We start from the raw sequence: 25,384 nt of genomic DNA, 5'->3' as shown, positions 1-25,384 counted from the left end.
GCGGCGGGCGTCTTCGCCTACCGCCATTGAAGAGGGATCAGTCCCGCGCCTGCCCCGGCGCGATGACTTCGCGTGATCCATTGGTATTCATCGGGGTGACCACACCGGCCATTTCCATAGCCTCGATCATCCGTGCGGCGCGGTTGTAGCCGATCTTCAGCTTGCGCTGTACCGCGGAGATGGAGGCACGACGGCTTTCCAGGACGAACTGCACGGCTTCATCGTAGAGCGCGTCGGTCTCGGCATCTTCACCACCCTCGCCGCCACCGCCGCCTTCGAAGCCGCTGCCGGCCTCCTCGACGCCATTGAGGATGTCGTCGTTGTAATCCGGTGCGCCCCGCAGCTTCCATGCCTCGACCACACGGTGCACCTCGTCGTCGGAGACGAAAGCGCCATGGACACGGATCGGCAGGCTGGTGCCGGGCGGCATGTAGAGCATGTCACCGTGACCGAGCAGTTGCTCGGCGCCACCCTGGTCGATGATGGTCCGCGAGTCGATCTTGCTCGACACCTGGAACGCCATGCGGGTCGGGATGTTGGCCTTGATCAGGCCGGTGATGACGTCCACCGACGGGCGCTGGGTGGCAAGGATCAGGTGGATACCGGCGGCCCGGGCCTTCTGGGCGATACGGGCGATGAGCTCCTCGACCTTCTTGCCGACGATCATCATCATGTCGGCGAATTCGTCCACCACCACCACGATGGTCGGCAGCGTACCCAGGGTCGGCGGCACGTCGTCCATGCTTTCGCGACGGAACATCGGGTCGTAGATCGGCTCGCCGGCTTCCTCGGCGTCCTTGATCTTGCGGTTGAAGCCTGCGAGGTTGCGCACGCCCATGGCCGCCATCAGCTTGTAGCGCCGCTCCATCTCCGCGACGCTCCAGCGCAGGGCGTTGGCGGCGTCCTTCATGTCGGTGACCACCGGGCACAACAAGTGCGGGATGCCTTCGTAGATCGACAGTTCGAGCATCTTCGGGTCGATCATGATCAGCTTGGCGTCCTGCGGGCTGGACTTGAACAGGATCGACAGGATCATGGCGTTCACGCCCACCGACTTGCCGGAACCGGTGGTACCGGCTACCAGCAGGTGCGGCATCTTGGCCAGGTCGGTAATCACCGGCTTGCCGCCGATGTCATGACCGAGGGCCAGGGTAACCGGCGACTTGGCCTCGTCGTACTGCGGCGACGACAGCACTTCGGAAAAGCGCACGATCTGCCGGTCTTCGTTGGGGATCTCGATGCCCACGGTGGTCTTGCCGGGAATCACCTCGACCACGCGCACACTGGTCACCGCCAGGGACCGTGCCAGGTCCTTGGCCAGGTTGGCGATGCGGCTGACCTTGACGCCGGCGGCCGGCTGGATTTCGTAGCGGGTGATCACCGGGCCCGGGTGGATCGAGTCCACCGAGACCTCGACGCCGAACTCCTTCAGCTTGATTTCCAGCAACTGGCCGACACCCGCCAGGGATTCGGGCGAGTAGTTGACTTTCTTCTGCTCGGCCGGGTCGAGAATCGAGATCGGCGGCAGCGTACCTTCGACGGCACTGTCGACGAACAGCGGCACCTGCTTCTCTTTCTGCACGCGCTTGCTCGGTTCGGGGGCCTTGGCCGGCGCGGGCATGATCACCGGCGGGGTCTTTTCCTCGCGCTCGGCGACATGCCTGGCCAACGCCTGGTCACGCTCGATGATGCGTTCGCGGGCCTTAGCCTGCTCGCGGCGGTCCGGCACCACCGGGACCACCACTTCATTGACCTGCTCGTCGACCTCGCGCAATTGCGCGACCAGTTGCTTGCGCTCGTTGCGCGCGCTCCACCAGCGGCTGGCGGCGCCCTGGATCAGTTCGAAGAGGTCGAGGGTGATCTTGCCGGTGATGTCCATCACCTTGAACCACGACAGATCGGTGAACACGGTCAGGCCGAAGAGGAACAGCGCGATGAACATCAGGGTACTGCCCTGCACGTTCAGGGCGTTCTTCGCCAGGTCGCCAAGGCTCTCGCCCAGTGCGCCGCCGGCCGAGGCCGGCAGGCTCGGTGCGGAATGGAAATGGATATGGGCCAGGGCCGCGCCGGAAAGGACCAGGAACACCAGGCCGATCAGCCGCCACGAGAACAACCAGCCGCTCCACTGCCACGGCTGGTGGCGTTCGCGAAAGATCTGCCAGGTCTTGATTGCCAGCAGCAAGGGGAAGATGTAGGCGAAATAGCCGAGCACCATGAACAGGACGTCGGCGAAGAAGGCACCCGCGCGGCCGGCGGCGTTCTGCACCTGTTCGACGTTGCTGGTGTGACTGAAGCCCGGGTCGGCCTGGTCGTAGCTCAGCAATGCCATCCACAGGTAGAGGCACAGGGCGCCCATGGCAATCAGGGCACCTTCCTTGAGCCTGTAGTGCAACTGCTGGCGCCAGAGCGGCTGGGGGCTGGGTGTTGCTGTGTTTTTCTTCAAAACGGGTCTATTCCTGCGCGGATGCGCGTCCAACCGTGATTGACCGAGGGGCCCGGTCAACAAATCACTACTTTTAACATTACTGTCGATCCATCGCCATTGCACTCGGCGGAACGAGCCATGACAGGAGCAAATTCCAATACAACAATTTGAGCACGCATTTTCTTTTGTGACAAAGGCTTATGCGGGGTTTTTGCATGGTTGGGACAACTGCCCCGATATTAAGTTGCGCACAAGGCAGACGGCCGTCATCCAAGCGCACCACACGCGCCAGGCAACGGGTTGTCCGCCGGGGCTTTTTCGGGTCATGCTGGGCGCCCTCCCCTGCCCCGACACACGCGACGGAACCCGATGCTGACCTGGCTGAACCGCAACACCCTGGATTTCCCGCCATTGGAAAAGGCCCTGCAGGAACCCAACGGCCTGCTCGCCGCCGGCGGCGACCTGCGCCCCGAGCGCCTGGTCCAGGCCTATCGCCATGGTTGTTTCCCCTGGTACCAGGACGGCCAGCCGATCCTCTGGTGGTCTCCGGATCCGCGCACGGTGATGTTCCCCGACGAGCTGCATATCTCGCGCTCGCTGCGCAAGTTCATCCGCCAAGGGCATTACCAGGTCAGCTTCGACCAGGACTTTCCCGCCGTGATTGCCGCCTGTGCCGCGCCCAGGGCCTATGCCGACGGCACCTGGATCACCGACAGCATGCAGGTGGCCTACGTGGAGCTGCATCGTCAAGGCCTTGCCCACTCCGTGGAAGTACGCCACGACGGTGAACTGGTCGGCGGACTCTATGGCCTGGCCATGGGCCGGCTGTTCTTCGGTGAATCGATGTTCAGCCGGGCAGACAACGCTTCCAAGGTCGGTTTCGTCGCGCTGGTCGAGCACCTGCGCCAGGCCGGTTTCGTCCTGATCGACTGCCAGATGCCTACCGAGCATCTGCACAGCCTGGGTGCTCGCGCCATCTCCAGGGCAACCTTCGCCGACTATCTGCGTCAATATCTGGACCAGCCCAATGACGCCACCTGGACCTGCACCCAGGCCGTTTGCTAGGCGAGTTTCCAGAGCTGGCTTACAATTAGTAAAAATCTGCCGAGGGGTTGATCATGACTGAGCTGGCGCGGTTGAAGTTTTATGCCACTCAACCCCATGCCTGCAGTTACCTGCCTGACGAGCAGGCTACTACGCTGTTTCTTGACCCGAGCCAGCCAATGGACGCCACCGTCTACGCGGACCTGTCGGAAATGGGCTTTCGTCGCAGTGGCGACCACCTGTACCGTCCTCACTGCCAGAACTGCAATGCCTGCGTGCCGGCACGCATTCCGGCTGCGCGCTTCACGCCGAACCGGCAGCAGAAGCGCATCATCAAGCGCAATGCCGACCTGGTGGTGAGCGCTGCCCGCCCCGCCTTCAACGAAGAATACTTCGACCTGTACCGGCGCTATATCGAACAGCGCCACGCCGATGGCGACATGTACCCGCCGAGCCGGGACCAGTTTTCCACCTTCCTGGTCAGGGACCTGCCGTTTTCGCGCTTTTACGAATTCCGTCTGCAGGGGCGACTGGTTGCCGTAGCGGTCACCGACCTGCTGCCAAACGGCCTGTCTGCGGTCTATACATTCTACGAACCGGCCGAAGAGCGACGCAGCCTCGGCCGCTACGCCATCCTCTGGCAGATCGGCGAAACCCTGCGCCTGGGCCTGGACGCCGTGTACCTTGGTTATTGGATCAAGAACTGCAAAAAAATGAACTACAAGACCCAATACCGCCCTATTGAATTGCTGATCAACCAGCGCTGGGTCACCCTGAACTGAAATCCTTGGCTTGACCTCCCTTTTTCGGGCACAATGCACGCCACTTTTTGTAGCCGGGTGCTTCTGTGGCCGGCCATAACTGAACACCGAGGGCTTTACTGCATGTCGAAAGAAGACAGCTTCGAAATGGAAGGCACTGTCGTCGACACCCTGCCCAACACCATGTTCCGCGTGGAGTTGGAAAACGGGCACGTCGTAACCGCGCACATCTCCGGAAAGATGCGCAAGAACTACATCCGTATCCTGACTGGCGACAAGGTCCGCGTCGAACTGACGCCGTACGACCTGAGCAAAGGGCGCATCACCTACCGCGCCCGCTAAAAGTCGATACGAACGAAAAAGCCCGGCATATGCCGGGCTTTTTTGTTTGGGTATACGGATTTAATGGTTGATGGGGCACCTTTACCCCACCAACCTGATACCATTATCAGATGGTTGATAGATCGACTCCGTAGTTGAGTTCCTCTGCGAAGTCCGGCAGTCCGTAACCGATGGTTTTCTTGTAGAAAGGAGAGACCTTCGCAGTCGGTGCCTTCTTCTTGTGCTTCGTGGTGTAGAGCATTCGTGCCCGCATCACCTCGAAGGAGTAACCGCGCCCTTCACGGTTCTTGTCCTTGGCCAGTCGGTTGATGGACTCCGTGTAAGCGTTGGTGACGGGCATGTCCGTCTCGAAGTAGGTCATGGTCTCTTCGCGCCAGTTTCCCACTGCCCTGACCAGATCGCTCCAGACTTCCTTTTGGCCCTTCGGGATGGTGGCTATCCACTCGTCCAGGGCGGCTTCTGCCTGGAGCCGTGTGGTGGCGTCCCAGATGCCGTAGAAGCGCTCCTTGTGCTCGTAGGCGGCCAGCAGTTGCGGGAACGCGCCTGTCCAGGTCTCCATGATGAGGCGCTCCCGGTCTGAGACTTCGTGAGCGCGTTTCAGCAGGATTTTCCGGTCTCCCTTGAGAGTCCGGCTCTGGGACGGTTTCAGCTCCTTTCTGAGGCCCTTGCGCACTCTCTCTAGGGCATCGTTGGCCATGCGCACCACATGGAACTTATCGACCACGATACGGGCCTGGGGCAGCACAGCCTTGACCGCTGCCCGGTAGGGGTTCCACATGTCCATGCTGACGATCTCGACCTTCTGCCGGTCTTTCAGCTTCATCAGGTAGTTGGTCACCACGTCCTGGCGGCGGGTGGCCAGCAGGTCGAGCAGGGTTCGCTCCTCAATGTTGGTCAGAATGCAGCGGTAGCGCTTGTTCAGGTATAGCTCGTCAATGCCCAGGATGCGGGGCGTCTCGAAGCGGTGCCAGCGCCCCAGGAACTCGGCGCGGGCGTTGAAGATGTCGCGCACCGTCTTCTCGTCCAGGCCGGTCTGTGCCGCCACAAAGGTGTAGGGGTGGTTGAAGGATTCCTTCTCCACGTACTCATGCAGCCGCAGTGTCATACGGAATCCGTCCACCATCTCCGGTAGCTGGGGCCTGAATGTTGTCTTGCAGGCCCGGCAGGTGTATCGGCGGCGGACCACCCAGAGAGTGACCCGCTTGCCGTGGATGGGCAGATCACGATAGGGAACGTCACGCTTGCCGAACCGCACGAACTCACCCTGCACGCCGCACCCCTCGCAGGCTACTGGTGTAGGTGCTTCAAGCCGAAAATGTATGTCTTCATTCTGCTCATCAGAATCCACCAACTGGTACCCAGGAAGGCTTAACGAATTAATCATCTCCCGCCTTGATCAGAAAAACAGGTAGGTGGCGTAACCGGCAATCATCGCCATAGCAAAAATGACTGCTAAAAACGCCGCTAAAAGCTTCAGCGTGAACAAAGAGCGCAACAGAATGAGCTCAGTCAGGCTGGCTCCGGCACTGCCGATGATCAACGCTAGCACCGTCCCGGCACCCACGCCTTTGGCCATCAGAGCCGCTGCCAGAGGTATGACGGCTTCAGCGCGAATATACAACGGCACGCCGATGACAGCGGCAACTGGAATGGCAAAGGGATTATCTGGGCCTGCATACTGCTCCAATAAGTCAGTGGGCATGAAACCATAGATCACGCTGCCAATCGCAATACCGATGAGCAGGTAAGGCAACACATCGATAAAGTCCGACCAAGCTTCCCGCCACACACCACTGTACTTCCCTTCTTTCTTAACCGTGACAGTGGGTTGACTGTCACAGCATTCGCTAGACGTAGAGACTGTTGTCTTCCTATCAGCCCCGCAAGAAGCCGTCTTCGGAGTGGTGTCGCAGCTGTTGGTGCCGCAACTCGATGCGGTCGATGTAGCACTGCACGGGCTTGCTGATGAACTACATCCACTGCTCTCTTGTGTCGCCGTCCGGCGCACATAACGCTCGAAGCCAAGCGTGTGAAGCAGCCATCCGGCACCTACCGCGACCACCAAAGCGGCGAGCACATAGATAGCAGTAAGTGTCCATCCAAACGTGGCAACCAGCAGGCCGACGACGATAGGATTCAGCAACGGAGATGAGAAAAGAAACACCATCATCGGCCCAAAACCGGCCCGTGCCCGAATCAACCCTTTCAACATGGGGATAGTCGAGCAACTACAGAAGGGCGTTATAGCTCCTAAACCAGCAGCAAGAAAATAGCCTCGCTTCCCACTGGAAGTCAGTAACGCTTCCACCTTGGATGGTGGGATGTGACGTTGAAGAACTCCGACCAGCAAGCTAATGCCAATGAATAAAACCGATAGCTCGATAGCGAGAAAGGCGAACATGCCTAGAGCGTCTTGGAGTTGAGATGACATTCAATATTACTCCTATATTTCTAGTATTGTCGAAATGATGTACGCAGCCTACTTGCGTTTATCCGACCTGTCAACTATAATTCTAGAAACATCGAATTATTGGGGCGTGCTATGGATCACGAAAAGGTTGCAGCCAGCTTAGCTGAGCTAGGGAATAGTCACCGACTGTCCGTGTTCCGCTTTCTGGTCAAAGCTGGCCATGATGGGGCTTCGGTCGGAGATATCCAGAAGGGGCTGGGTATTCCTGCTTCGACGCTATCACATCACCTTGCGCGCATGGCCAAGGTAGGGCTGATCCGGCAGGAGAAACATAGCCGCACGATTGTCTGTATACCCGAGTATGGGCACCTAGAGAATTTGATCGGTTTCTTACAAGAGGAATGTTGTGCAGGTGTCCGGATTGCGCATGAACCAGAACCGCTTTGACGCTTGCCCAGCTCTCGCTGTCCTCCCTAGTCAGCATCGCTATGAAGACTCAGGCGAAGGTGGAAACAGAAAATTGGCAGTAGAGTAGGCTGAAGAGGATCAATCAGATAATCCGCTGAGAAAGATTTTCTTCTTTACATCTTTGGCATTTTATCAACCAGAAATTCCGGATACCCTTTTGTTTTTGCTGTTTTTGTGGTGAGGCTGATGGCCCTATCGCTGGCAAGCCAGCTCCCACAGGATTGGCGGCGCATTCGAGACCTGTGGGAGCTGGCTTGCCAGCGATGAGGCCGGACCTGCCCCCACAGGATTCGAAGTCAGGCCATCTCCGCCGTGGTCTCGAAGTCGAAGACCAGTTCGCCATCGCGGATATCGACATGAACCACACCGCCATGCTCGGCCAGCTCGCCGAACAGGATCTCCTCGGCCAGTGGCCGCTTGATCTTGTCCTGGATAAGCCGGGCCATCGGCCGGGCGCCCATCTGGGCGTCGTAGCCACCGGTCGCCAGCCAGCTGCGCGCCGCGTCGGACACTTCCAGAAGAACACGCTTGTCCTCCAGTTGCGCCTGCAGTTCGGTGAGGAACTTGTCCACCACGCTCTTGATAGTTTCGTGAGTAAGGCGACCGAACTGGATGATGGTATCCAGGCGGTTGCGGAACTCCGGCGTGAAGCTCTTCTTGATCACTTCCATGGCATCGGAAGAGTGATCCTGGTGGGTAAAGCCGATCGAGGCCCGCGCCGCGGTTTCCGCACCAGCGTTGGTGGTCATGATCAGGATCACGTTGCGGAAGTCCGCCTTGCGCCCGTTGTTGTCAGTCAGGGTGCCGTGGTCCATCACCTGCAACAGCAGGTTGAAGACTTCCGGATGCGCTTTCTCGATCTCGTCGAGCAGCAACACGCAATGCGGCTGCTTGGTGATCGCCTCGGTGAGTAGGCCACCCTGGTCGAAACCGACGTAGCCCGGCGGCGCACCGATCAGGCGGGAGACGGTATGCCGCTCCATGTACTCGGACATGTCGAAGCGCACCAGTTCGACCCCCAGGGCCTTGGCAAGCTGCCGCGCCACCTCGGTCTTGCCGACCCCGGTCGGCCCGGAGAACAGGAAGGAACCGACCGGCTTGTCCGGCGCCTTCAAGCCGGCCCGGGACAGCTTGATTGCCGTGGCCAGCGAGTCGATGGCTGCATCCTGGCCGAACACCGTCAGCTTCAGGTCGCGCTCTAGGTTGCGCAGCAACTCCTTGTCGGAACTGGTGACATGTTTCGGCGGAATGCGCGCGATCTTGGCGACGATGTCCTCGACCTGCGGAACTTCGATGCGTTTGACCCGCGCCTCCACCGGCTGCAGACGCTGGAAGGCGCCCGCCTCGTCGATGACGTCGATGGCCTTGTCCGGCATATGCCGGTCGTTGATGTAGCGGGCTGCCAGCTCAGCAGCGGCACGCAAGGCCTCATCGCTGTATTCGATGCTGTGGTGCGACTCGAAGCGACCCTTGAGCCCGCGCAGGATACCCACGGTGTCTTCCACCGAGGGCTCGCTGACATCGACTTTCTGGAAGCGCCGCGCCAGGGCACGGTCCTTCTCGAAGATGCCACGGAACTCCTGGAAGGTGGTCGAGCCGATGCAGCGGATGTCGCCGGAGGACAGCAGCGGCTTGAGCAGGTTGGACGCATCCATCACCCCACCGGATGCCGCGCCGGCACCGATGATGGTGTGGATTTCGTCGATGAACAGGATCGCCTGGGGACGCTTGCGCAGTTCGCCGAGCAGCGCCTTGAAGCGCTTCTCGAAATCGCCGCGGTACTTGGTACCCGCCAGCAGTGCGCCCAGGTCCAGCGAATAGACGACGCTCTGGGCCAGCAGGTCCGGCACCTGGCCATCGACGATGCGCTTGGCCAGGCCCTCGGCGATGGCCGTCTTGCCGACACCGGCCTCACCTACCAGCAGCGGGTTGTTCTTGCGGCGGCGAGCAAGGATCTGCGCGACGCGCTCGACTTCGGTTTCCCGACCGACCAGCGGATCGATGCGGCCCTGGCGGGCAAGCTCGTTGAGATTGCTGGCATAGGCGTCGAGCGGATTGCTCGAGGAAGAGGTTTCGCCTCCTTCCTCGTCCTGCATCTCCTGCTCGCCATCCTGGTGTTCACCATGACCTGGAACCTTGGAAATGCCGTGGGCGATGTAGTTGACCACATCGATGCGAGCCACGCTTTGCTGCTTGAGCAGGAACACCGCCTGGCTTTCCTGCTCGCTGAAAATGGCCACCAATACATTGGCGCCGGTCACTTCTCGCTTGCCGGAGCTCTGCACATGGAAGACGGCACGCTGCAGTACCCGCTGGAAGCCCAGGGTTGGCTGGGTTTCACGGTCCTCGTCATGAACGGGGATCAATGGCGTGGTGGAGTCGATGAACTCCTGCAGATCGTGTTTGAGCTTGTCGAGATTTGCCCCGCACGCACGCAAAACGGTGGCGGCGGCCTCGTTGTCCAGCAATGCCAGGAGAAGGTGCTCGACCGTCATGAACTCATGACGCTTGGAGCGCGCCTCCTTGAAGGCCAGATTGAGGGTGACTTCGAGCTCGCGGTTTAACATAGCTTCACCTCATACCCAAGTGGTCGGCGATTAACCGTCCTTCTCGATTTCACAGAGTAGCGGATGCTGGCTTTCCCTGGCGTATTGGTTGACCTGCATGGCCTTGGTTTCGGCGATGTCGCGGGTAAACAATCCGCAGACTGCCCGTCCTTCGGTATGGACGGCCAGCATGACCTTGGTCGCCAGCTCGCGGTTCAGGTTAAAGAACACTTCGAGCACTTCGACGACGAAATCCATCGGTGTGTAGTCATCGTTGAACAAAACCACCTTGTACATCGGTGGCGCCTGCAGCGCCGGCTTGGCTTCCTGTACTGCCAACCCGGAGCCATCGTCCTCATGCGATTGCGGGCGATCCTGATTGAATGTTAGTCGAATCTGGCTATGTGCATGCATGGAAAGAATTTCATCATTTCGACAGGTTAAGGTTGTGGGTTGGCCGCTGGAACCGGCGCGGATTACGGCCCGTCGCCTGACCTTGACTATCGGTAAAACGGTGTTACAACCAATAAGAACCCACCGTGGTCAATTAGATCCGCGCAGTCAACCAGGAATTTCGCAGGTTCGTATGCGGATGGAGTGGATGATACTCCAGTGATGGAGTCCTTTGCAGAGGGATATGAGGATGGCAAGCGGTAAAGTCAAGTGGTTCAACAATGCGAAGGGTTACGGCTTCATCAATGAAGACGGCAGCACCGAAGACCTCTTCGCACATTACTCGGCGATCCAGATGGATGGTTACAAGACCCTGAAAGCGGGTCAGTCGGTCATCTTCGAGGTCATCCAGGGCCCCAAGGGCAATCACGCGGTCAACATCCATGCCGCGCCCGTCACTGTGGAGGCCAGGGTCCCGACCAACTTGACCATGAACGCTTGATCCATAGCGGTATTACGAACGAAGGCCCGCCTCATTTATATGAGGCGGGCCTTTTTTCTTACATGTGTTTGATCAGCGCCTCGCCGAAGCCCGACGACGAGACCAGGGTTGCCCCGTCCATCAGCCGCTCGAAGTCATAGGTCACGGTCTTGGCGCGGATCGCACCATTGGTGCCCTTGATGATCAGGTCGGCCGCCTCGGTCCAGCCCAGGTGGCGCAGCATCATTTCCGCGGAAAGAATCACCGAACCCGGGTTGACCTGGTCCTTGCCGGCGTACTTCGGCGCGGTGCCGTGGGTCGCCTCGAACATGGCCACGGTATCGGACAGGTTGGCGCCCGGGGCGATACCGATCCCGCCCACTTCCGCCGCCAGGGCGTCGGACAGGTAGTCTCCGTTGAGGTTGAGGGTGGCGATGACGTCGTACTCCGCCGGGCGCAGCAGGATCTGCTGGAGCATGGCGTCGGCGATGGCGTCCTTGACGATGACTTCACGACCGGTCTTCGGATTCTTGAATTTCATCCACGGGCCGCCATCGAGCAGTTCGGCGCCGAATTCATTCTTGGCGACCTCGTACCCCCAGTCCTTGAAGGCGCCTTCGGTGAATTTCATGATGTTGCCCTTGTGCACGATGGTCAGCGACTTGCGGTCGTTGTCCACCACATACTGCAAGGCCTTGCGCACCAGGCGCTGGGTGCCTTCCTTCGACACCGGCTTCACGCCGATCCCGCAATCCTGGTCGAAACGGATCTTGGTAACGCCCATTTCCTCCTTGAGGAACTTGATGACCTTGTTGGCCTCGGGCGAACCGGCCTTCCATTCGATACCGGCGTAGATGTCCTCGGAGTTCTCGCGGAAGATCACCATATCGACGTCGCCTGGCTTTTTCACCGGGCTGGGCACGCCATCGAACCACACCACCGGGCGCAGGCACACATAGAGATCGAGCTGCTGGCGCAAGGCGACGTTGAGGGAGCGGATGCCGCCACCGACCGGCGTGGTCAGCGGGCCCTTGATGGAAACCACGTAATCCTTCACCGCATCGAGGGTTTCCTGGGGCAGCCAGGTGTCCTGGTCGTACACCTGGGTAGCCTTTTCGCCGGCATAGACCTCCATCCAGGAGATCTTGCGCTTGCCGCCGTAAGCCTTCTCGACCGCAGCGTCGACCACCTTGATCATGACCGGGGTGACATCGACGCCGATGCCGTCGCCTTCGATGAACGGGATGATCGGATTGTCTGGAACATTGAGAGAATGGTCTGCGTTGACGGTGATTTTGTCGCCGACTGCCGGAACCTCGATTTTCTGGTATCCCATGCTGCACTCCGCTTTTTCTTGGTTTGAAGTCATGCAATCCATTGAGCCTAACCCAGTTGGCGAAGAACGGAAACCTTGGCGAAAAAACCGTCACGAAGCCGAAAAAAGCTCTACATCTTTCGTCTATAAATGCTCATCCGCCATGTTCGCCTTGCTGATTAGGACCAAGGAATTGGTATACTGCGCGCCGGTGACCCAAGGGTCACTCGGGGCGAGACGTCCGCCACAGGACCCACGGCCCCGACAAGACTGGACTGTTACAGCAGTGCAGCCGTTTGACACTCGACTGATGCAACCCACCATCACAGCCTGGAATCCTCGACTTTCCGCTTATGGATGTGTCTGAGCGAAGCGCTTACCCTGCGCGCCCTACCGAGATTCCGAGCACGCTCAGCAAAACAGAGAGTTAACCCGAATATGTCCACCCGTTCGAAGATCATCTATACCTTCACCGACGAAGCTCCCGCCCTCGCCACCTTCTCCCTGCTGCCCATCGTCGAAGCCTTCACCGCTACCGCCGAAATCTCGGTAGAAACCCGGGACATCTCTCTCGCCGGCCGCATCCTCTCCGCCTTCCCAGAACAGCTCGGCGCCGACAAGCAAGTGGCCGACCACCTGGCGGAACTGGGCCAACTGGCGACCACGCCCGAAGCCAACATCATCAAGCTGCCGAACATCAGCGCCTCGGTTCCCCAACTGAAAGCCGCGATCAAGGAGCTGCAAGGCAAGGGCTTCAACGTCCCCGACTATCCGGACACCGCGACCACAGACGCCGAGAAGGAAGCCCGCGCTCGCTACGACCGCATCAAGGGCAGCGCCGTGAACCCGGTCCTGCGTGAAGGCAACTCCGACCGCCGCGCCCCGCTGTCGGTCAAGAACTACGCGCGCAAGCATCCGCACAAGATGGGCGCCTGGGCCGCCGATTCGAAGTCCCACGTCGCTCACATGAGCAGCGGCGACTTCTACGGCAGCGAAAAGGCCGCCCTGATCGAAGCCGATGACAGCCTGCGCATCGAACTGCTGGGCAAGGACGGCTCCACCACCGTCCTCAAGGAAAAGACCGCTGTCAAGGCTGGCGAAATCATCGACTGCGCCGTGATGAGCACCAAGGCCCTGCGCGCCTTCGTCGCTGCCGAGATCGAAGATGCCAAGGCCCAGGGCGTGCTGCTGTCGGCGCACCTGAAAGCCACCATGATGAAGGTTTCCGACCCGATCATGTTCGGCCAGATCGTCGCCGAGTACTACGCCGACGCCCTGAACAAGCACGCTGCGGTCCTCGAAGAGATCGGCTTCAACCTGAACAACGGCATCGGCGACCTGTACGCCCGCATCAAGACCCTGCCGGCCGAGCAGCAGGCGCAGATCGAAGCCGACATCCAGGCCGTCTACGCCGTCCGTCCGGCGCTGGCCATGGTCAACTCCGACAAGGGCATCACCAACCTGCACGTGCCGAGCGACGTGATCGTCGACGCCTCGATGCCGGCGATGATCCGCGATTCGGGCAAGATGTGGAACGCCCAGGGCGAGCTGCAGGACACCAAGGCGCTGATCCCGGATCGTTGCTACGCGACCATCTACCAGGCCGTCATCGAAGACTGCAAGAAACACGGTGCCTTCGATCCGACCACCATGGGCAGCGTGCCCAACGTCGGCCTGATGGCACAGAAAGCCGAAGAATACGGTTCCCACGACAAGACCTTCCAGGCCAAGGCCGACGGCACCATCCGCGTCCTGGACAGCAAGGGCAACCTGCTGCTGCAACAGGAAGTGGAAGCGGGCGACATCTTCCGCATGTGCCAGACCAAGGACGCGCCGATCCGCGACTGGGTCAAGCTGGCCGTCAACCGCGCCCGCGCCAGCGCCACCCCGGCGATCTTCTGGCTCGACCCGCAACGCGCCCACGACGGCGTGCTGATCGAGAAAGTGCAGAAGTACCTGCAGGACCACGACACCAGCGGCCTGGACATCCGCGTCCTGGCACCGGTCGAGGCGATGAAGGTTTCCCTGGAGCGCATTCGCGCCGGCAAGGACACCATCTCGGTCACCGGCAACGTGCTGCGCGACTACCTGACCGACCTGTTCCCGATCATGGAGCTGGGCACCAGCGCCAAGATGCTGTCGATCGTTCCGCTGATGAACAACGGCGGCCTGTTCGAAACCGGCGCTGGCGGTTCGGCACCGAAGCACGTCCAGCAACTGGTCGAGGAAAACTTCCTGCGCTGGGACTCGCTGGGTGAATTCCTCGCCCTGGCCGCTTCCCTGGAGCACCTGGGCAACGCCTACGCCAACCCGAAAGCCAAGGTACTGGCTGCCACCCTCGACCAGGCCACCGGCCAGTTCCTGGACAGCAACAAGTCCCCAGCGCGCAAGGTCGGCGGTATCGACAACCGCGGCAGCCACTTCTACCTGACCCTGTACTGGGCCCAGGCACTGGCTGCCCAGACCGAAGACACTGCCCTGCAGGCACGCTTCGCTCCGCTGGCCAAGACCCTGACCGAGAACGAAGCGACCATCGTCGCCGAGCTCAACGCAGTTCAGGGCAAGCCAGCCGAAATCGGTGGTTACTACTTCACCGACGTCGAACTGACCAGCAAGGTGATGCGCCCAAGCCAGACCTTCAACAACGCGATTGCCGCGCTGTAAGAACGCCAGCTTGAAGCAATGAAGGAAAACCCCGGCCACGCACCGGGGTTTTTCTATATCAGCTACACGCCGAACCCTGTGGGAGCTGGCTTGCCAGCTCCCACAGGGTTCGGCGCCATCAAAGGACCGAACATGACCTGGCAACCCCACATCACCGTCGCCACCGTCGTCGAAGACCAGGGCCGCTTCCTCTTCGTCGAGGAGTTCAAGGCCGGCAAGCATGTCTTCAACCAGCCCGCCGGGCACCTGGAGGCCAATGAAACCCTGCTCGAAGCGGCCTTGAGGGAAACCCTCGAAGAAACCGCCTGGGACGTCGAGCTGACCGGCGTGGTCGGCATCTATCTCTACACCGCCCCCAGCAGCGGCGTGACCTACCAGCGCATCTGCTTCGCCGCCAGGCCCGTCAAGCACCACGCCGAACGCGCCCTGGACAGCGATATCGTGCGTGCCGTGTGGCTGACCCGCGAAGAACTCCTGGCCGACCCGCAACGCTGGCGCAGCGAACTGGTGCCGCAATGCCTCGACGACTACCTCGCCGGGCCGTTGCACAGCCTCTCGCTGATCCGTAACTGAGCGCGCCTTTCGCCTTGCAGGGCGCAGCCTGATAGAATCGTCGTCTTTTTCCAGATACGCATCCCATACCTATGTCCGAAACAGCTCTTCCAGCTCCCGAAAAGACGCGCGTCATCGTCGGCATGTCCGGCGGCGTGGACTCTTCCGTTTCCGCCCTCCTGCTGATGGAGCAGGGCTACCAGGTGGAAGGCCTGTTCATGAAGAACTGGGAAGAGGACGACGGGACCGAATACTGCACCGCCCGCGAAGACCTGGCCGACGCCCAGGCCGTGTGCGACCGCATCGGCATCAAGCTGCATACCGCCAACTTCGCCGCCGAGTACTGGGACAACGTCTTCGAACACTTCCTCGAAGAGTACAAGGCCGGACGCACGCCGAACCCGGATATCCTCTGCAACCGGGAAATCAAGTTCAAGGCGTTCCTCGACTACGCGCTGTCCCTTGGCGCCGACATGATAGCTACCGGCCACTACGTGCGCCGCCGCGATATCGATGGCCGCACCGAGCTGCTCAAGGGCCTGGATCCGAACAAGGACCAAAGCTACTTCCTCCATGCCGTCGGCGGCGAGCAGATCGCCCGCACCCTGTTCCCGGTGGGCGAACTGGAGAAGCCGGAAGTCCGCGCCATCGCCGAGAAACACGGCCTGGCCACGGCGAAGAAGAAGGACTCCACCGGCATCTGCTTCATCGGCGAGCGCCGTTTTAGCGATTTCCTCAAGCAATACCTGCCGGCCCAGCCGGGTGAGATCCAGACAACCGAAGGCGAGGTCATCGGCCGCCATCACGGCCTGATGTACCACACCATCGGCCAGCGCCAGGGCTTGGGGATCGGCGGCTTGAAGGATGCCGGCGACGAACCGTGGTACGTGCTGGAAAAGGACCTGGCGCGCAATGTGCTGGTGGTCGGCCAGGGCAATGAACATCCATGGCTGTTCTCCCGCGCCCTGCTCGCCTCGGAAATCTTCTGGGTCAACCCGATCGACCTGTCGGCGCCGCGCCGCCTGACCGCCAAGGTGCGCTACCGCCAGAGCGACCAGGACTGCACCCTGGAGCGCACCGGAACCGGTTATCGGGCGGTATTCGACGAACCGCAGCGGGCCGTCACTCCCGGCCAGTCGGTGGTGTTCTACGACGGCGATATCTGCCTCGGCGGCGGCGTGATCGAAATCGCCGAACCGTGGAGCGCCCGCGGATGAACCAGACCCAGGAGCAACTGATCGCCCTCGGCGGCGTGTTCCAGGCCGCCGTACTGGTGGATCGCATTGCCCGCACCGGCACCGCCAGCGAGGCCGATGTCGGCTGCATGCTTGGCAGCCTGCTGGTACGCGACCCCAAGGACACCCTGGAAGTGTTCGGTGGCGACGACCTGAACCTGCGCGACGGCTACCGCGCCCTGGCCAGCGCCCTGGAGCGCGACCCCGGCAGCCTGCAGCGCGAACCCCTGCGCTACGCCCTGTCGATGCTCGGCCTGGAGCGCCAGTTGGCCAAGCGCGGCGACATGCTGGAAACCATCGGCAACCGCCTGCCGCAGATCCAGGCCCAGGCCGACCACTTCGGCCTGGCTCACGAAAACGTCATCGCCTCCAGCGGCGCGCTGTACCAGGATACCTTGAGCACCCTGCGCCAGCGCATCCAGGTCCATGGCGACATGCGCCACCTGCAGCAGACCAACAATGCTTCGAAGATCCGTGCCCTGCTCCTGGCCGGCATCCGTGCCGCGCGCCTCTGGCGCCAGCTCGGCGGGCATCGCTGGCAACTGGTGTTCAGCCGCCGCAAGCTGTTGCGCGAGCTCTACCCAATGCTTCGCGGCTGATAAATACCTTTTGTCAGCCACCCGACCCGGGCGTGATTTTCATGTATGATATGCGCCCTCTTAAAAGCCTGACTGTCCGAGAACACCCCATGCAGCTCTCCTCGCTCACTGCGGTTTCCCCTGTAGACGGCCGCTACGCCGGCAAAACCCAGGCCCTGCGCCCCATTTTCAGCGAATACGGCCTGATCCGTTTCCGCGCCCTGGTCGAAGTCCGCTGGCTGCAGCGTCTGGCTTCCCACCCGCAGATCGCCGAAGTCCCGGCCTTCTCCGCCGAAGCCAACGCACTGCTCGATGGCCTGGCCAATGAATTCGCCCTTGAGCACGCCGAGCGCGTCAAGGAAATCGAACGCACCACCAACCACGACGTCAAGGCCATCGAATACCTGCTCAAGGAGCAGGCGGCGAAGCTGCCGGAACTGGCCAAGGTCAGCGAGTTCATCCACTTCGCCTGCACCAGCGAGGACATCAACAACCTGTCCCACGCCCTGATGCTGCGCGAAGGCCGCGATACCGTGCTGCTGCCGCTGATGCGCCAGATCGCCCAGTCGATCCGTGAACTGGCCCACCGTTTCGCCGAAGTGCCGATGCTGTCGCGCACCCACGGCCAGCCGGCTTCGCCGACCACCCTGGGCAAGGAACTGGCCAACGTGGTCTACCGCCTGGAGCGTCAGATCGCCCAGGTTGCGGCCGTACCGCTGCTGGGCAAGATCAACGGCGCCGTGGGCAACTACAACGCCCACCTGTCGGCCTACCCGCAGATCGACTGGGAAGCCAACGCCCGCGCCTTCATCGAGGACGAGCTGGGCCTGGTGTTCAACCCCTACACCACCCAGATCGAGCCGCACGACTACATTGCCGAGCTGTTCGACGCCATCGCCCGCTTCAACACCATCCTCATCGACTTCGACCGTGACGTCTGGGGCTACATCTCGCTGGGCTACTTCAAGCAGAAGACCGTTGCCGGCGAAATCGGCTCCTCGACCATGCCGCACAAGGTCAACCCGATCGACTTCGAGAACTCCGAAGGCAACCTGGGCATCGCCAACGCCCTGTTCCAGCACCTGGCCAGCAAACTGCCAGTTTCCCGCTGGCAGCGCGACCTGACCGACTCCACCGTGCTGCGCAACCTCGGTGTCGGCTTCGCCCACAGCGTGATCGCCTACGAAGCCAGCCTGAAAGGCATCGGCAAGCTGGAAATCAACACCGCGCGCATCGCCGACGACCTGGACGCCTGCTGGGAAGTCCTGGCCGAGCCGATCCAGACCGTGATGCGTCGCTACAACATCGAAAACCCCTACGAGAAGCTCAAGGAGTTGACTCGTGGCAAGGGCATCAGCCCGGAAGCCTTGCAGACTTTCATCGAAGGCCTGGACATGCCTGCCGAGGCTCGCGAAGAGCTGAAAAAGCTCACCCCTGCCAGCTACATCGGCAACGCTGCCGAGCAAGCCAAGCGCGTCTGATCCACACCCCGCGTTTTAACGCCCGGCCGAGCCGGGCGTTTTTATTCCTGAAAGAAAATTGTCTTTTTTCAATAGGTTAACCATGAATCCTGATATCCCACTGCAACTTCTCGGCGGTTTGACTGCGCGCCAGTTCATGCGCGACTACTGGCAGAAAAAACCGTTGCTGGTCCGTCAGGCCTTTACCGATTTCGAAAGCCCCATCGATGCCGACGAACTGGCCGGCCTCGCCCTGGAAGAAGAGGTCGAGTCGCGACTGGTGCTTGAACACGGCGAAACCCCGTGGGAGCTGCGCCGTGGCCCGTTCACCGAAGACACCTTCGGCACCCTGCCGGAACGCGACTGGACCCTGCTGGTGCAGTCGGTCGACCAGTTCGTCCCGGAAGTCGCCGAGCTGCTGGAGCACTTCCGCTTCCTGCCGAGCTGGCGCATCGACGACGTGATGATCAGCTTCGCCGCACCAGGCGGCAGTGTCGGCCCCCACTTCGACAACTACGACGTGTTCCTGCTCCAGGGCCACGGCAAACGCAACTGGAAAGTCGGGCAAATGTGCAATAGCGACAGCCCGCTGCTGGAACACGCCGACCTGCGCATCCTCGCCGACTTCGAACAGAGCGACGAATGGGTCCTGGAGCCGGGCGACATGCTCTACCTGCCGCCGCGCCTGGCCCACTACGGCGTTGCCGAAGACAACTGCCTGACCTACTCGGTCGGCTTCCGCGCGCCAAGCGCCGCCGAGGTGCTGACCCACTTCACCGATTTCCTCGGCCAGTTCCTGACCGATGAAGAACGCTACAGCGACGCCGACGCCCAGCCGGTCAGCGACGACCCGCACCAGATCCAGCATGACGCCCTCGGTCGCCTGAAGTCCCTGCTCAACGAACACATGGGCGACGAGCGCCTGCTGCTGACCTGGTTCGGCCAGTTCATGACCGAGCCGCGCTATCCGGAACTGGTCAGCGGTGAAGAACTGAGCGAAGAAGAGCTGGTGGACAGCCTGGAACAGGGCGCGATCATCATCCGCAACCCGAGCGCACGCCTGGCCTGGTCCGAGGTGGACGATAACCTGCTGCTCTTCGCCAGCGGACAGAGCCGCCTGCTGCCGGGCAACCTGCGTGAACTGCTGAAGCTGATCTGCTCGGCCGACGCCTTGCATATCGACAACCTGGCCGACTGGCTGGGCGACGAAGTCGGCCTGGAACTGGTTTGCCAGTTGGTCAAGCAGGGAAGCCTGGGGTTCGCCAATGAATAAGATCAAGGTCCGCCTGGCCGACTGGCACAAGGACAATGCGGACATCCGCCGCATCCGCGAGGCAGTGTTCATCGCCGAGCAGAGCGTACCGCCGGAACTGGAATGGGACTCGGACGACAACCAGGCCATCCACTTCCTGGCCATGGAAGACGACTACGCCATCGGCACCGCCCGCCTGCTGCCAGACGGCCAGATCGGCCGGGTATCGGTACTCAAGGACTGGCGCGGCCTGAAAGTCGGCGATGCGTTGATGCAGGCGGCGATCCTCGAAGCGCAGAACCGCGACCTGCGCCAGCAGATGCTGACGGCCCAGGTGCATGCCACGGCATTCTACGAGCGCCTGGGGTTCCGGGTGGTCAGTGAGGAATTCCTGGAAGCGGGCATTCCTCATGTCGACATGGTGCGTGACTCGAAACCGTTGTGACCCCAATCGCTGGCAAGCCAGCTCCCACAGGGATCGTGTACACCGCACCCTGTGGGAGCTGGCGTTGCCAGCGATGAGGCCCGCAAATCCACAGCAAATCCTCCCGACCGCAAACAATCTTTGCCATCATGTCCACTCCACCCGCGGAGATCATGGACATGCCGCTACGCCCCCTGCTCGCCTCCCTGCTTCTGGCCTTCAGCCTCAACGCTGTCGCTGCCACCGAAGTCCTGCCCCTGAACCACCGCACCAGCGCGGAGATCCTGCCCACGGCCCAGGCCTTCATCGGCAGGGACGGCACGGTCAGCGCCTTCGAGAACAAACTCATCGTCAAGGCCGAACCCGGCAAGATCGACGAACTTCGCACCCTTCTGCGCGATCTGGACACAGCTCCGAAACGCCTGCTGATCAGCGTCGACAACGACGACAGCCATTTTCAGGACAGCCGTGGCGATGCCCGGATAATCCACTACGGCACCACCAATCGCGACGGTGGCCTGCAGCAGGTCCAGGCCAGCGAAGGCACTCCCGCACTGATCCAGATAGGCCAGAGCATCCCCATCACCAGCACCCAGACCGATAGCTACGGCCGCCTGCAAAGCCAGACCGAGTACCGCAACGTCACCCAGGGCTTCTACGTCACCGCCAGCGTCTCGGGTGAAACCGTTCACCTAGCCATCAGCACCAACAATGACCGGATGAGCCAGGAACGTCCCGATGTAGTGAAAGTACAAAGCACCGACACGAAAGTCACCGGCAGGCTGGGTGAGTGGCTTACCCTGGCAGGATTCAATCAGCAGAGTCAGGCCAACCGCTCTGCTTCGGACATCTCCTACTCCACCCAACGCGGTGAAAACATGACTTTGCGGGTAAAAGTCGATGTTCTGGACTGAACCCAGGGAAATCAAGGCCTCGACCAAAGGCCTTGAAACTGACTAAGGAGTCGCATTAGACCAAAGATGTAGTGGAGTGAAAAAACCACTACAAAACATTTGACGCCCTCGGATCGCAGAGGCATGATGGCCCCGCTCCCGCTAATCAGGGGCCCTGGCAAGGGCCTTCGGGTCGCGCTTCGATCTACCCCCGAGGCCGATTCGTGTCTGTACAGCCCACAAGGCGCGTTGGACGTGATCACGACTGGAACGAGGTTGTCCCGAGGGACGGAAGCGCATCAAACGGTACATGGCACACCCTGATCGAAGCAGCACGGCAACCACGAGCCAACCTGCCCGACGGACGCCCGCACCTGCTCACTTCCCCTCCGAGCCCCATCGTTCACCGTCGCGATTTCGCCCGACCGGACTGATTCAACGCCAGCGTCCCTGAGCTGCGAGCATTCGGTGCTGCCCCTGTACGACACAGCGCAGCCGACAGAGCGAACACTTTTCACCAAGACCTATGCGACGAGGTTTATTTCCATGGCACTGACACGCGAACAGCAAATTGCAGCCCTCGAAAAAGACTGGGCCGAGAACCCGCGCTGGAAAGGCGTGACCCGTACCTACACCGCTGCCGATGTCGTCCGTCTGCGTGGTTCGATCCAGCCAGAGCACACCCTGGCTCGCCTGGGTGCGGAAAAACTGTGGAACCTGGTGACCAAGGGCGCACACCCGCCCTTCCGCCCTGAGAAAGATTTCGTCAACTGCATGGGCGCCCTGACCGGCGGCCAGGCAGTACAGCAGGTCAAGGCCGGCATACAGGCCATCTACCTGTCCGGCTGGCAAGTGGCTGCCGACAACAACTCGGCCGAATCCATGTACCCCGACCAGTCGCTGTACCCGGTGGATTCGGTTCCGACCGTGGTCAAGCGCATCAACAACTCGTTCCGTCGCGCCGACCAGATCCAGTGGAAAGCCGGCAAGAACCCGGGCGACGAAGGCTACATCGATTACTTCGCGCCAATCGTGGCTGACGCCGAAGCCGGTTTCGGCGGCGTACTGAACGCCTACGAGCTGATGAAGAACATGATCGAAGCAGGCGCCGCCGGCGTTCACTTCGAAGACCAGCTGGCTTCGGTGAAGAAGTGCGGCCACATGGGCGGCAAGGTACTGGTTCCGACCCAGGAAGCCGTACAGAAGCTGACCGCTGCCCGCCTGGCAGCCGACGTTGCCGGCGTACCGACCATCATCCTGGCCCGTACCGACGCCAACGCCGCTGACCTGCTGACCAGCGACTGCGACCCGTACGACCAGCCGTTCGTAGTCGGCGACCGTACTCCGGAAGGCTTCTACAAAGTCCGCGCCGGCCTGGACCAGGCGATCGCCCGTGGCCTGGCCTACGCTCCATACGCCGACCTGATCTGGTGCGAAACCGCCAAGCCGGACCTGGACGAGGCCCGTCGCTTCGCCGAAGCGATCAAGAAGGAATACCCGGACCAGATCCTGTCCTACAACTGCTCGCCTTCCTTCAACTGGAAGAAGAACCTGGACGACGCGACCATCGCCAAGTTCCAGCGCGAACTGTCGGCCATGGGCTACAAGCACCAGTTCATTACCCTGGCTGGTATCCACAACATGTGGCACGGCATGTTCAACCTGGCGCACGATTACGCCCGCAACGACATGACTGCCTACGTCAAGCTGCAGGAGCAAGAGTTCGCTGACGCTTCGAAGGGCTACACCTTCGTCGCCCACCAGCAGGAAGTCGGCACCGGCTACTTCGACGACATGACCACCGTGATCCAAGGTGGCAAATCTTCGGTAACCGCCCTCACCGGCTCCACCGAAGAAGAGCAGTTCCACTGATCTGACCGATCGGTGACTTTCGGGTAACACCTGCGGCCCGGGACCTGTGATGGGGTTCCGGGCCGCGGCTTTTTGCCTCGCCCCTATGCAAAATTCACGGCTATGCTTGCCCGCACAGCACCGGACAAGGATAGGCCATGACCCGCCCCGCAGCGCTTTGCACCTTTGCCGTAGCCGGCTGCGCTTTCTATATATATGCAGTGAACAGTGGCGCCACCTGGCTGGCCTTCGCGAGCAAGCCGGTGCCCGTGCTGACCATGATCCTCTGGCTTTTCGACGCACCTGCCGGAACCTACCGGCGCTGGATCCTGATCGGCCTGGGCTTTTCGATCCTGGGCGACCTGGCCCTGGCCTGGCCAGCCGACCTGTTCGTCGTCGGTCTCGCCGCCTTCTTTTGTGCGCACCTGGCGTACCTGCGCGCCTACCTGGAAGACCAGCGCAAAACCGCCCCGTGGGCGCTATTGATCGCTGGCACCTGCGGCATCGGGCTATTCACCCTGCTGGCCTGGCACGACCTGGGCGACCTGTTGGTCCCGGTGGCGGCCTATGCCCTGGTCATCAGCGCAATGCTCTGGCGCGCCCTTGCCTGCGCAGGCTTCGCAGCCATTGGCGCCATCAGCTTCGTACTGTCGGACAGCCTGATCGGCATCGACCGTTTCGTCAGGCAGTTCGGCGCAGCGCCCACGCTGATTATCCTGTTCTACTGGCTCGGGCAATGGGCGATCAGCGCTTCGGCGCAGCGCCAGCAATCCACCACACCCTTGACCCATGACCGGACGCCATCGACAAAAAGCGTCTAGAACGCAGATTGCCGATAACTTTCAGGAAGAACGCCGATGAACTTCTTGGTTGACTTGAACAGTAGGAATAACAGCAGACCAACAAATGATATTAATTATCATTTCGAAACTTGCAATTCTTTACAGCCTGCAAGAAACATAATTAACGAAAGCGCGGCGAATCCCCGAAATACAAGGGCTACAGGGAGTTACGAGGTTTTTTTGTTCTTAATCCTACGAATAAATTTGCTGTAGAAATTTTACTTGCACCGGCTTTACCCATAAAATCAGCGCGATAGATCCAGCTGCGACATATCGTCACTGCTCCAACTCTTTTACGCTCAGAGACCACCGTGCTCTGTTAAGGATTCTCAGCATGCCCGATTCGACCGGACTGATCGCCCACAACTGGGGTTTCGCCATTTTCCTGTTGGGTGTCGTCGGCCTCTGCGCCTTCATGCTCGGCCTGTCCAGCCTGCTCGGTAGCAAGGCCTGGGGTCGCAGCAAGAACGAGCCGTTCGAATCCGGCATGCTGCCTACCGGCGGCGCCCGCCTGCGCCTGTCGGCCAAATTCTATCTGGTCGCGATGCTGTTCGTGATCTTCGATATCGAAGCCCTCTTTCTCTTTGCATGGTCTGTGTCCGTCCGCGAAAGCGGCTGGACCGGATTCGTCGAAGCTCTCGTTTTCATAGCAATTCTGTTGGCAGGTCTTGTCTACCTTTGGCGGGTCGGGGCGCTCGATTGGGCTCCCGTGGGTCGCCGCAAGCGGCAAGCGAAGCTGAAACAATGAGGCTTTGGCAATGCAATACAATCTCACCAGAATCGATCCGGACGCGCCCAACGAGCAGTACCCAATCGGAGATCGGGAAACCGTCTCCGATTCGCTGCTAGAGGACCAGGTCCACAAGAACATCTTCATGGGCAAGCTCGAGGATGTGCTCAGTGGTGCGGTCAACTGGGGTCGCAAGAACTCCCTGTGGCCCTACAACTTCGGCCTATCCTGCTGCTACGTGGAGATGACCACGGCGTTCACCGCGCCGCACGACATCGCCCGTTTCGGCGCCGAAGTGATCCGGGCATCTCCGCGTCAGGCCGACTTCATGGTCATCGCCGGCACCTGCTTCATCAAGATGGCGCCGATCATCCAGCGCCTGTATGAGCAGATGCTGGAACCGAAGTGGGTCATTTCCATGGGTTCGTGTGCCAACTCCGGTGGCATGTACGACATCTACTCGGTCGTCCAGGGGGTCGACAAGTTCCTCCCCGTGGATGTCTACGTACCTGGCTGCCCGCCTCGCCCTGAAGCATTCCTGCAAGGCCTGATGCTTCTGCAGGAGTCGATTGGCCAGGAGCGACGCCCTCTTTCCTGGGTCGTTGGCGATCAAGGCGTGTACCGCGCCGAGATGCCGGCCCAGAAAGATCTGCGTCGTGAACAGCGCATGCAGGTGACCAACCTGCGCAGCCCCGACGAAGTCTGATCCAGCGACCTG

The 25,384-nt window shown here is 60.8% G+C and carries 23 protein-coding genes; 17 read left to right on the top strand and 6 right to left on the bottom strand.

What is annotated here, in order from left to right:
• Positions 1–37: 37 nt before the first annotated feature.
• A complete protein-coding gene (gene ftsK, locus CSV86_RS06975; protein WP_009397607.1) occupies positions 38–2,443 on the bottom strand; it encodes a DNA translocase FtsK in 2,406 nt (801 codons plus the stop codon).
• Between the two features lie 351 nt (positions 2,444–2,794).
• Here ftsK and aat point away from each other — a divergent pair, with 351 nt between their 5' ends.
• The 3 genes from aat to infA all read left to right on the top strand — a co-directional run bounded on the left by aat (position 2,795) and on the right by infA (position 4,572).
• Positions 2,795–3,490, top strand: a complete 696-nt coding sequence (gene aat / locus CSV86_RS06970; protein ID WP_009397609.1) for a leucyl/phenylalanyl-tRNA--protein transferase — start codon at positions 2,795–2,797, stop codon at positions 3,488–3,490.
• Positions 3,491–3,543: 53 nt separating this feature from the next.
• On the top strand, positions 3,544–4,251 hold the full coding sequence (locus tag CSV86_RS06965; protein ID WP_009397611.1) for an arginyltransferase: 708 nt from the start codon (positions 3,544–3,546) through the stop codon (positions 4,249–4,251).
• Between the two features lie 102 nt (positions 4,252–4,353).
• The gene (infA, locus tag CSV86_RS06960) at positions 4,354–4,572 is read left to right on the top strand and encodes a translation initiation factor IF-1 (protein ID WP_002553999.1); all 219 of its coding nucleotides are present in this window, start codon (positions 4,354–4,356) and stop codon (positions 4,570–4,572) included.
• A 106-nt stretch (positions 4,573–4,678) separates the two neighbouring features.
• On the opposite strand, the gene CSV86_RS06955 is transcribed toward infA, so the two are convergent.
• Together CSV86_RS06955 and CSV86_RS06950 are read right to left on the bottom strand one after the other, a co-directional pair.
• Positions 4,679–5,956 carry an ISL3 family transposase gene (locus tag CSV86_RS06955; RefSeq protein WP_000610830.1) on the bottom strand — a complete coding sequence of 426 codons (1,278 nt, stop codon included), beginning with the start codon at positions 5,954–5,956 and terminating at the stop codon, positions 4,679–4,681.
• 12 nt (positions 5,957–5,968) lie between these two features.
• Entirely contained in the window at positions 5,969–6,973 is a 1,005-nt protein-coding gene (locus CSV86_RS06950) for a permease (RefSeq protein WP_040363373.1), read from the bottom strand.
• Positions 6,974–7,114: 141 nt separating this feature from the next.
• Between CSV86_RS06950 and CSV86_RS06945 the strand changes: the two genes are divergently transcribed.
• Positions 7,115–7,429 carry an ArsR/SmtB family transcription factor gene (locus CSV86_RS06945; RefSeq protein WP_000349485.1) on the top strand — a complete coding sequence of 105 codons (315 nt, stop codon included), beginning with the start codon at positions 7,115–7,117 and terminating at the stop codon, positions 7,427–7,429.
• A gap of 317 nt (positions 7,430–7,746) precedes the next feature.
• On the opposite strand, the gene clpA is transcribed toward CSV86_RS06945, so the two are convergent.
• On the bottom strand, positions 7,747–10,017 hold the full coding sequence (clpA, locus tag CSV86_RS06940) for an ATP-dependent Clp protease ATP-binding subunit ClpA (protein WP_009400966.1): 2,271 nt from the start codon (positions 10,015–10,017) through the stop codon (positions 7,747–7,749).
• 30 nt (positions 10,018–10,047) lie between these two features.
• Complete coding sequence (gene clpS / locus CSV86_RS06935; protein ID WP_009400967.1) at positions 10,048–10,410, bottom strand: ATP-dependent Clp protease adapter ClpS; 363 nt, start codon at positions 10,408–10,410, stop codon at positions 10,048–10,050.
• A 229-nt stretch (positions 10,411–10,639) separates the two neighbouring features.
• Here clpS and cspD point away from each other — a divergent pair, with 229 nt between their 5' ends.
• Positions 10,640–10,891 (top strand): cold shock domain-containing protein CspD, encoded by a 252-nt coding sequence (cspD, locus tag CSV86_RS06930; RefSeq protein ID WP_037060661.1) that lies wholly within the window; start codon positions 10,640–10,642, stop codon positions 10,889–10,891.
• Between the two features lie 58 nt (positions 10,892–10,949).
• Here the strand turns inward: cspD and icd are convergent, their stop codons facing one another.
• Complete coding sequence (icd, locus tag CSV86_RS06925; protein WP_009400972.1) at positions 10,950–12,206, bottom strand: NADP-dependent isocitrate dehydrogenase; 1,257 nt, start codon at positions 12,204–12,206, stop codon at positions 10,950–10,952.
• Positions 12,207–12,623: 417 nt separating this feature from the next.
• On the opposite strand from icd, the gene CSV86_RS06920 reads away from it, so the two are divergent.
• The 12 genes from CSV86_RS06920 (at position 12,624) to CSV86_RS06865 (ending at position 25,372) form a co-directional block, all read left to right on the top strand.
• The gene (locus CSV86_RS06920; protein ID WP_009400973.1) at positions 12,624–14,849 is read left to right on the top strand and encodes an NADP-dependent isocitrate dehydrogenase; all 2,226 of its coding nucleotides are present in this window, start codon (positions 12,624–12,626) and stop codon (positions 14,847–14,849) included.
• A gap of 132 nt (positions 14,850–14,981) precedes the next feature.
• Positions 14,982–15,422, top strand: coding sequence for an NUDIX hydrolase (locus tag CSV86_RS06915; RefSeq protein ID WP_009400974.1), 441 nt, complete (start codon positions 14,982–14,984; stop codon positions 15,420–15,422).
• Between the two features lie 71 nt (positions 15,423–15,493).
• Positions 15,494–16,618 carry a tRNA 2-thiouridine(34) synthase MnmA gene (gene mnmA, locus CSV86_RS06910; protein WP_009400975.1) on the top strand — a complete coding sequence of 375 codons (1,125 nt, stop codon included), beginning with the start codon at positions 15,494–15,496 and terminating at the stop codon, positions 16,616–16,618.
• Positions 16,615–17,235 (top strand): high frequency lysogenization protein HflD, encoded by a 621-nt coding sequence (gene hflD, locus CSV86_RS06905; RefSeq protein ID WP_009400976.1) that lies wholly within the window; start codon positions 16,615–16,617, stop codon positions 17,233–17,235. The genes mnmA and hflD overlap by 4 nt, the downstream gene beginning before the upstream one ends.
• An 89-nt stretch (positions 17,236–17,324) precedes the next feature.
• Positions 17,325–18,695, top strand: a complete 1,371-nt coding sequence (gene purB / locus CSV86_RS06900) for an adenylosuccinate lyase (RefSeq protein WP_009400977.1) — start codon at positions 17,325–17,327, stop codon at positions 18,693–18,695.
• Positions 18,696–18,777: 82 nt separating this feature from the next.
• Positions 18,778–19,947, top strand: coding sequence for a ribosomal protein uL16 3-hydroxylase (locus CSV86_RS06895; protein WP_009400978.1), 1,170 nt, complete (start codon positions 18,778–18,780; stop codon positions 19,945–19,947).
• The gene (locus tag CSV86_RS06890; protein WP_009400980.1) at positions 19,940–20,371 is read left to right on the top strand and encodes a GNAT family N-acetyltransferase; all 432 of its coding nucleotides are present in this window, start codon (positions 19,940–19,942) and stop codon (positions 20,369–20,371) included. Before CSV86_RS06895 ends, CSV86_RS06890 begins: the two co-directional genes overlap by 8 nt.
• A 128-nt stretch (positions 20,372–20,499) precedes the next feature.
• Positions 20,500–21,264 (top strand): secretin N-terminal domain-containing protein, encoded by a 765-nt coding sequence (locus tag CSV86_RS06885; RefSeq protein ID WP_080604771.1) that lies wholly within the window; start codon positions 20,500–20,502, stop codon positions 21,262–21,264.
• A 525-nt stretch (positions 21,265–21,789) separates the two neighbouring features.
• The gene (gene aceA / locus CSV86_RS06880) at positions 21,790–23,115 is read left to right on the top strand and encodes an isocitrate lyase (RefSeq protein ID WP_009400984.1); all 1,326 of its coding nucleotides are present in this window, start codon (positions 21,790–21,792) and stop codon (positions 23,113–23,115) included.
• A gap of 137 nt (positions 23,116–23,252) precedes the next feature.
• A complete protein-coding gene (locus CSV86_RS06875; RefSeq protein WP_009400985.1) occupies positions 23,253–23,915 on the top strand; it encodes a lysoplasmalogenase in 663 nt (220 codons plus the stop codon).
• A 355-nt stretch (positions 23,916–24,270) separates the two neighbouring features.
• Positions 24,271–24,684 carry an NADH-quinone oxidoreductase subunit A gene (locus CSV86_RS06870; RefSeq protein WP_009400986.1) on the top strand — a complete coding sequence of 138 codons (414 nt, stop codon included), beginning with the start codon at positions 24,271–24,273 and terminating at the stop codon, positions 24,682–24,684.
• Between the two features lie 10 nt (positions 24,685–24,694).
• Complete coding sequence (locus tag CSV86_RS06865) at positions 24,695–25,372, top strand: NADH-quinone oxidoreductase subunit B (RefSeq protein WP_009400987.1); 678 nt, start codon at positions 24,695–24,697, stop codon at positions 25,370–25,372.
• The last annotated feature ends 12 nt before the right edge of the window (positions 25,373–25,384 follow it).

Source organism: Pseudomonas bharatica CSV86 (assembly GCF_000319305.2).
GTDB lineage: Bacteria > Pseudomonadota > Gammaproteobacteria > Pseudomonadales > Pseudomonadaceae > Aquipseudomonas > Aquipseudomonas bharatica.
Note: the sequence above shows the minus strand (reverse complement) of the source record. Positions and strands in the feature narration are given on the sequence as shown.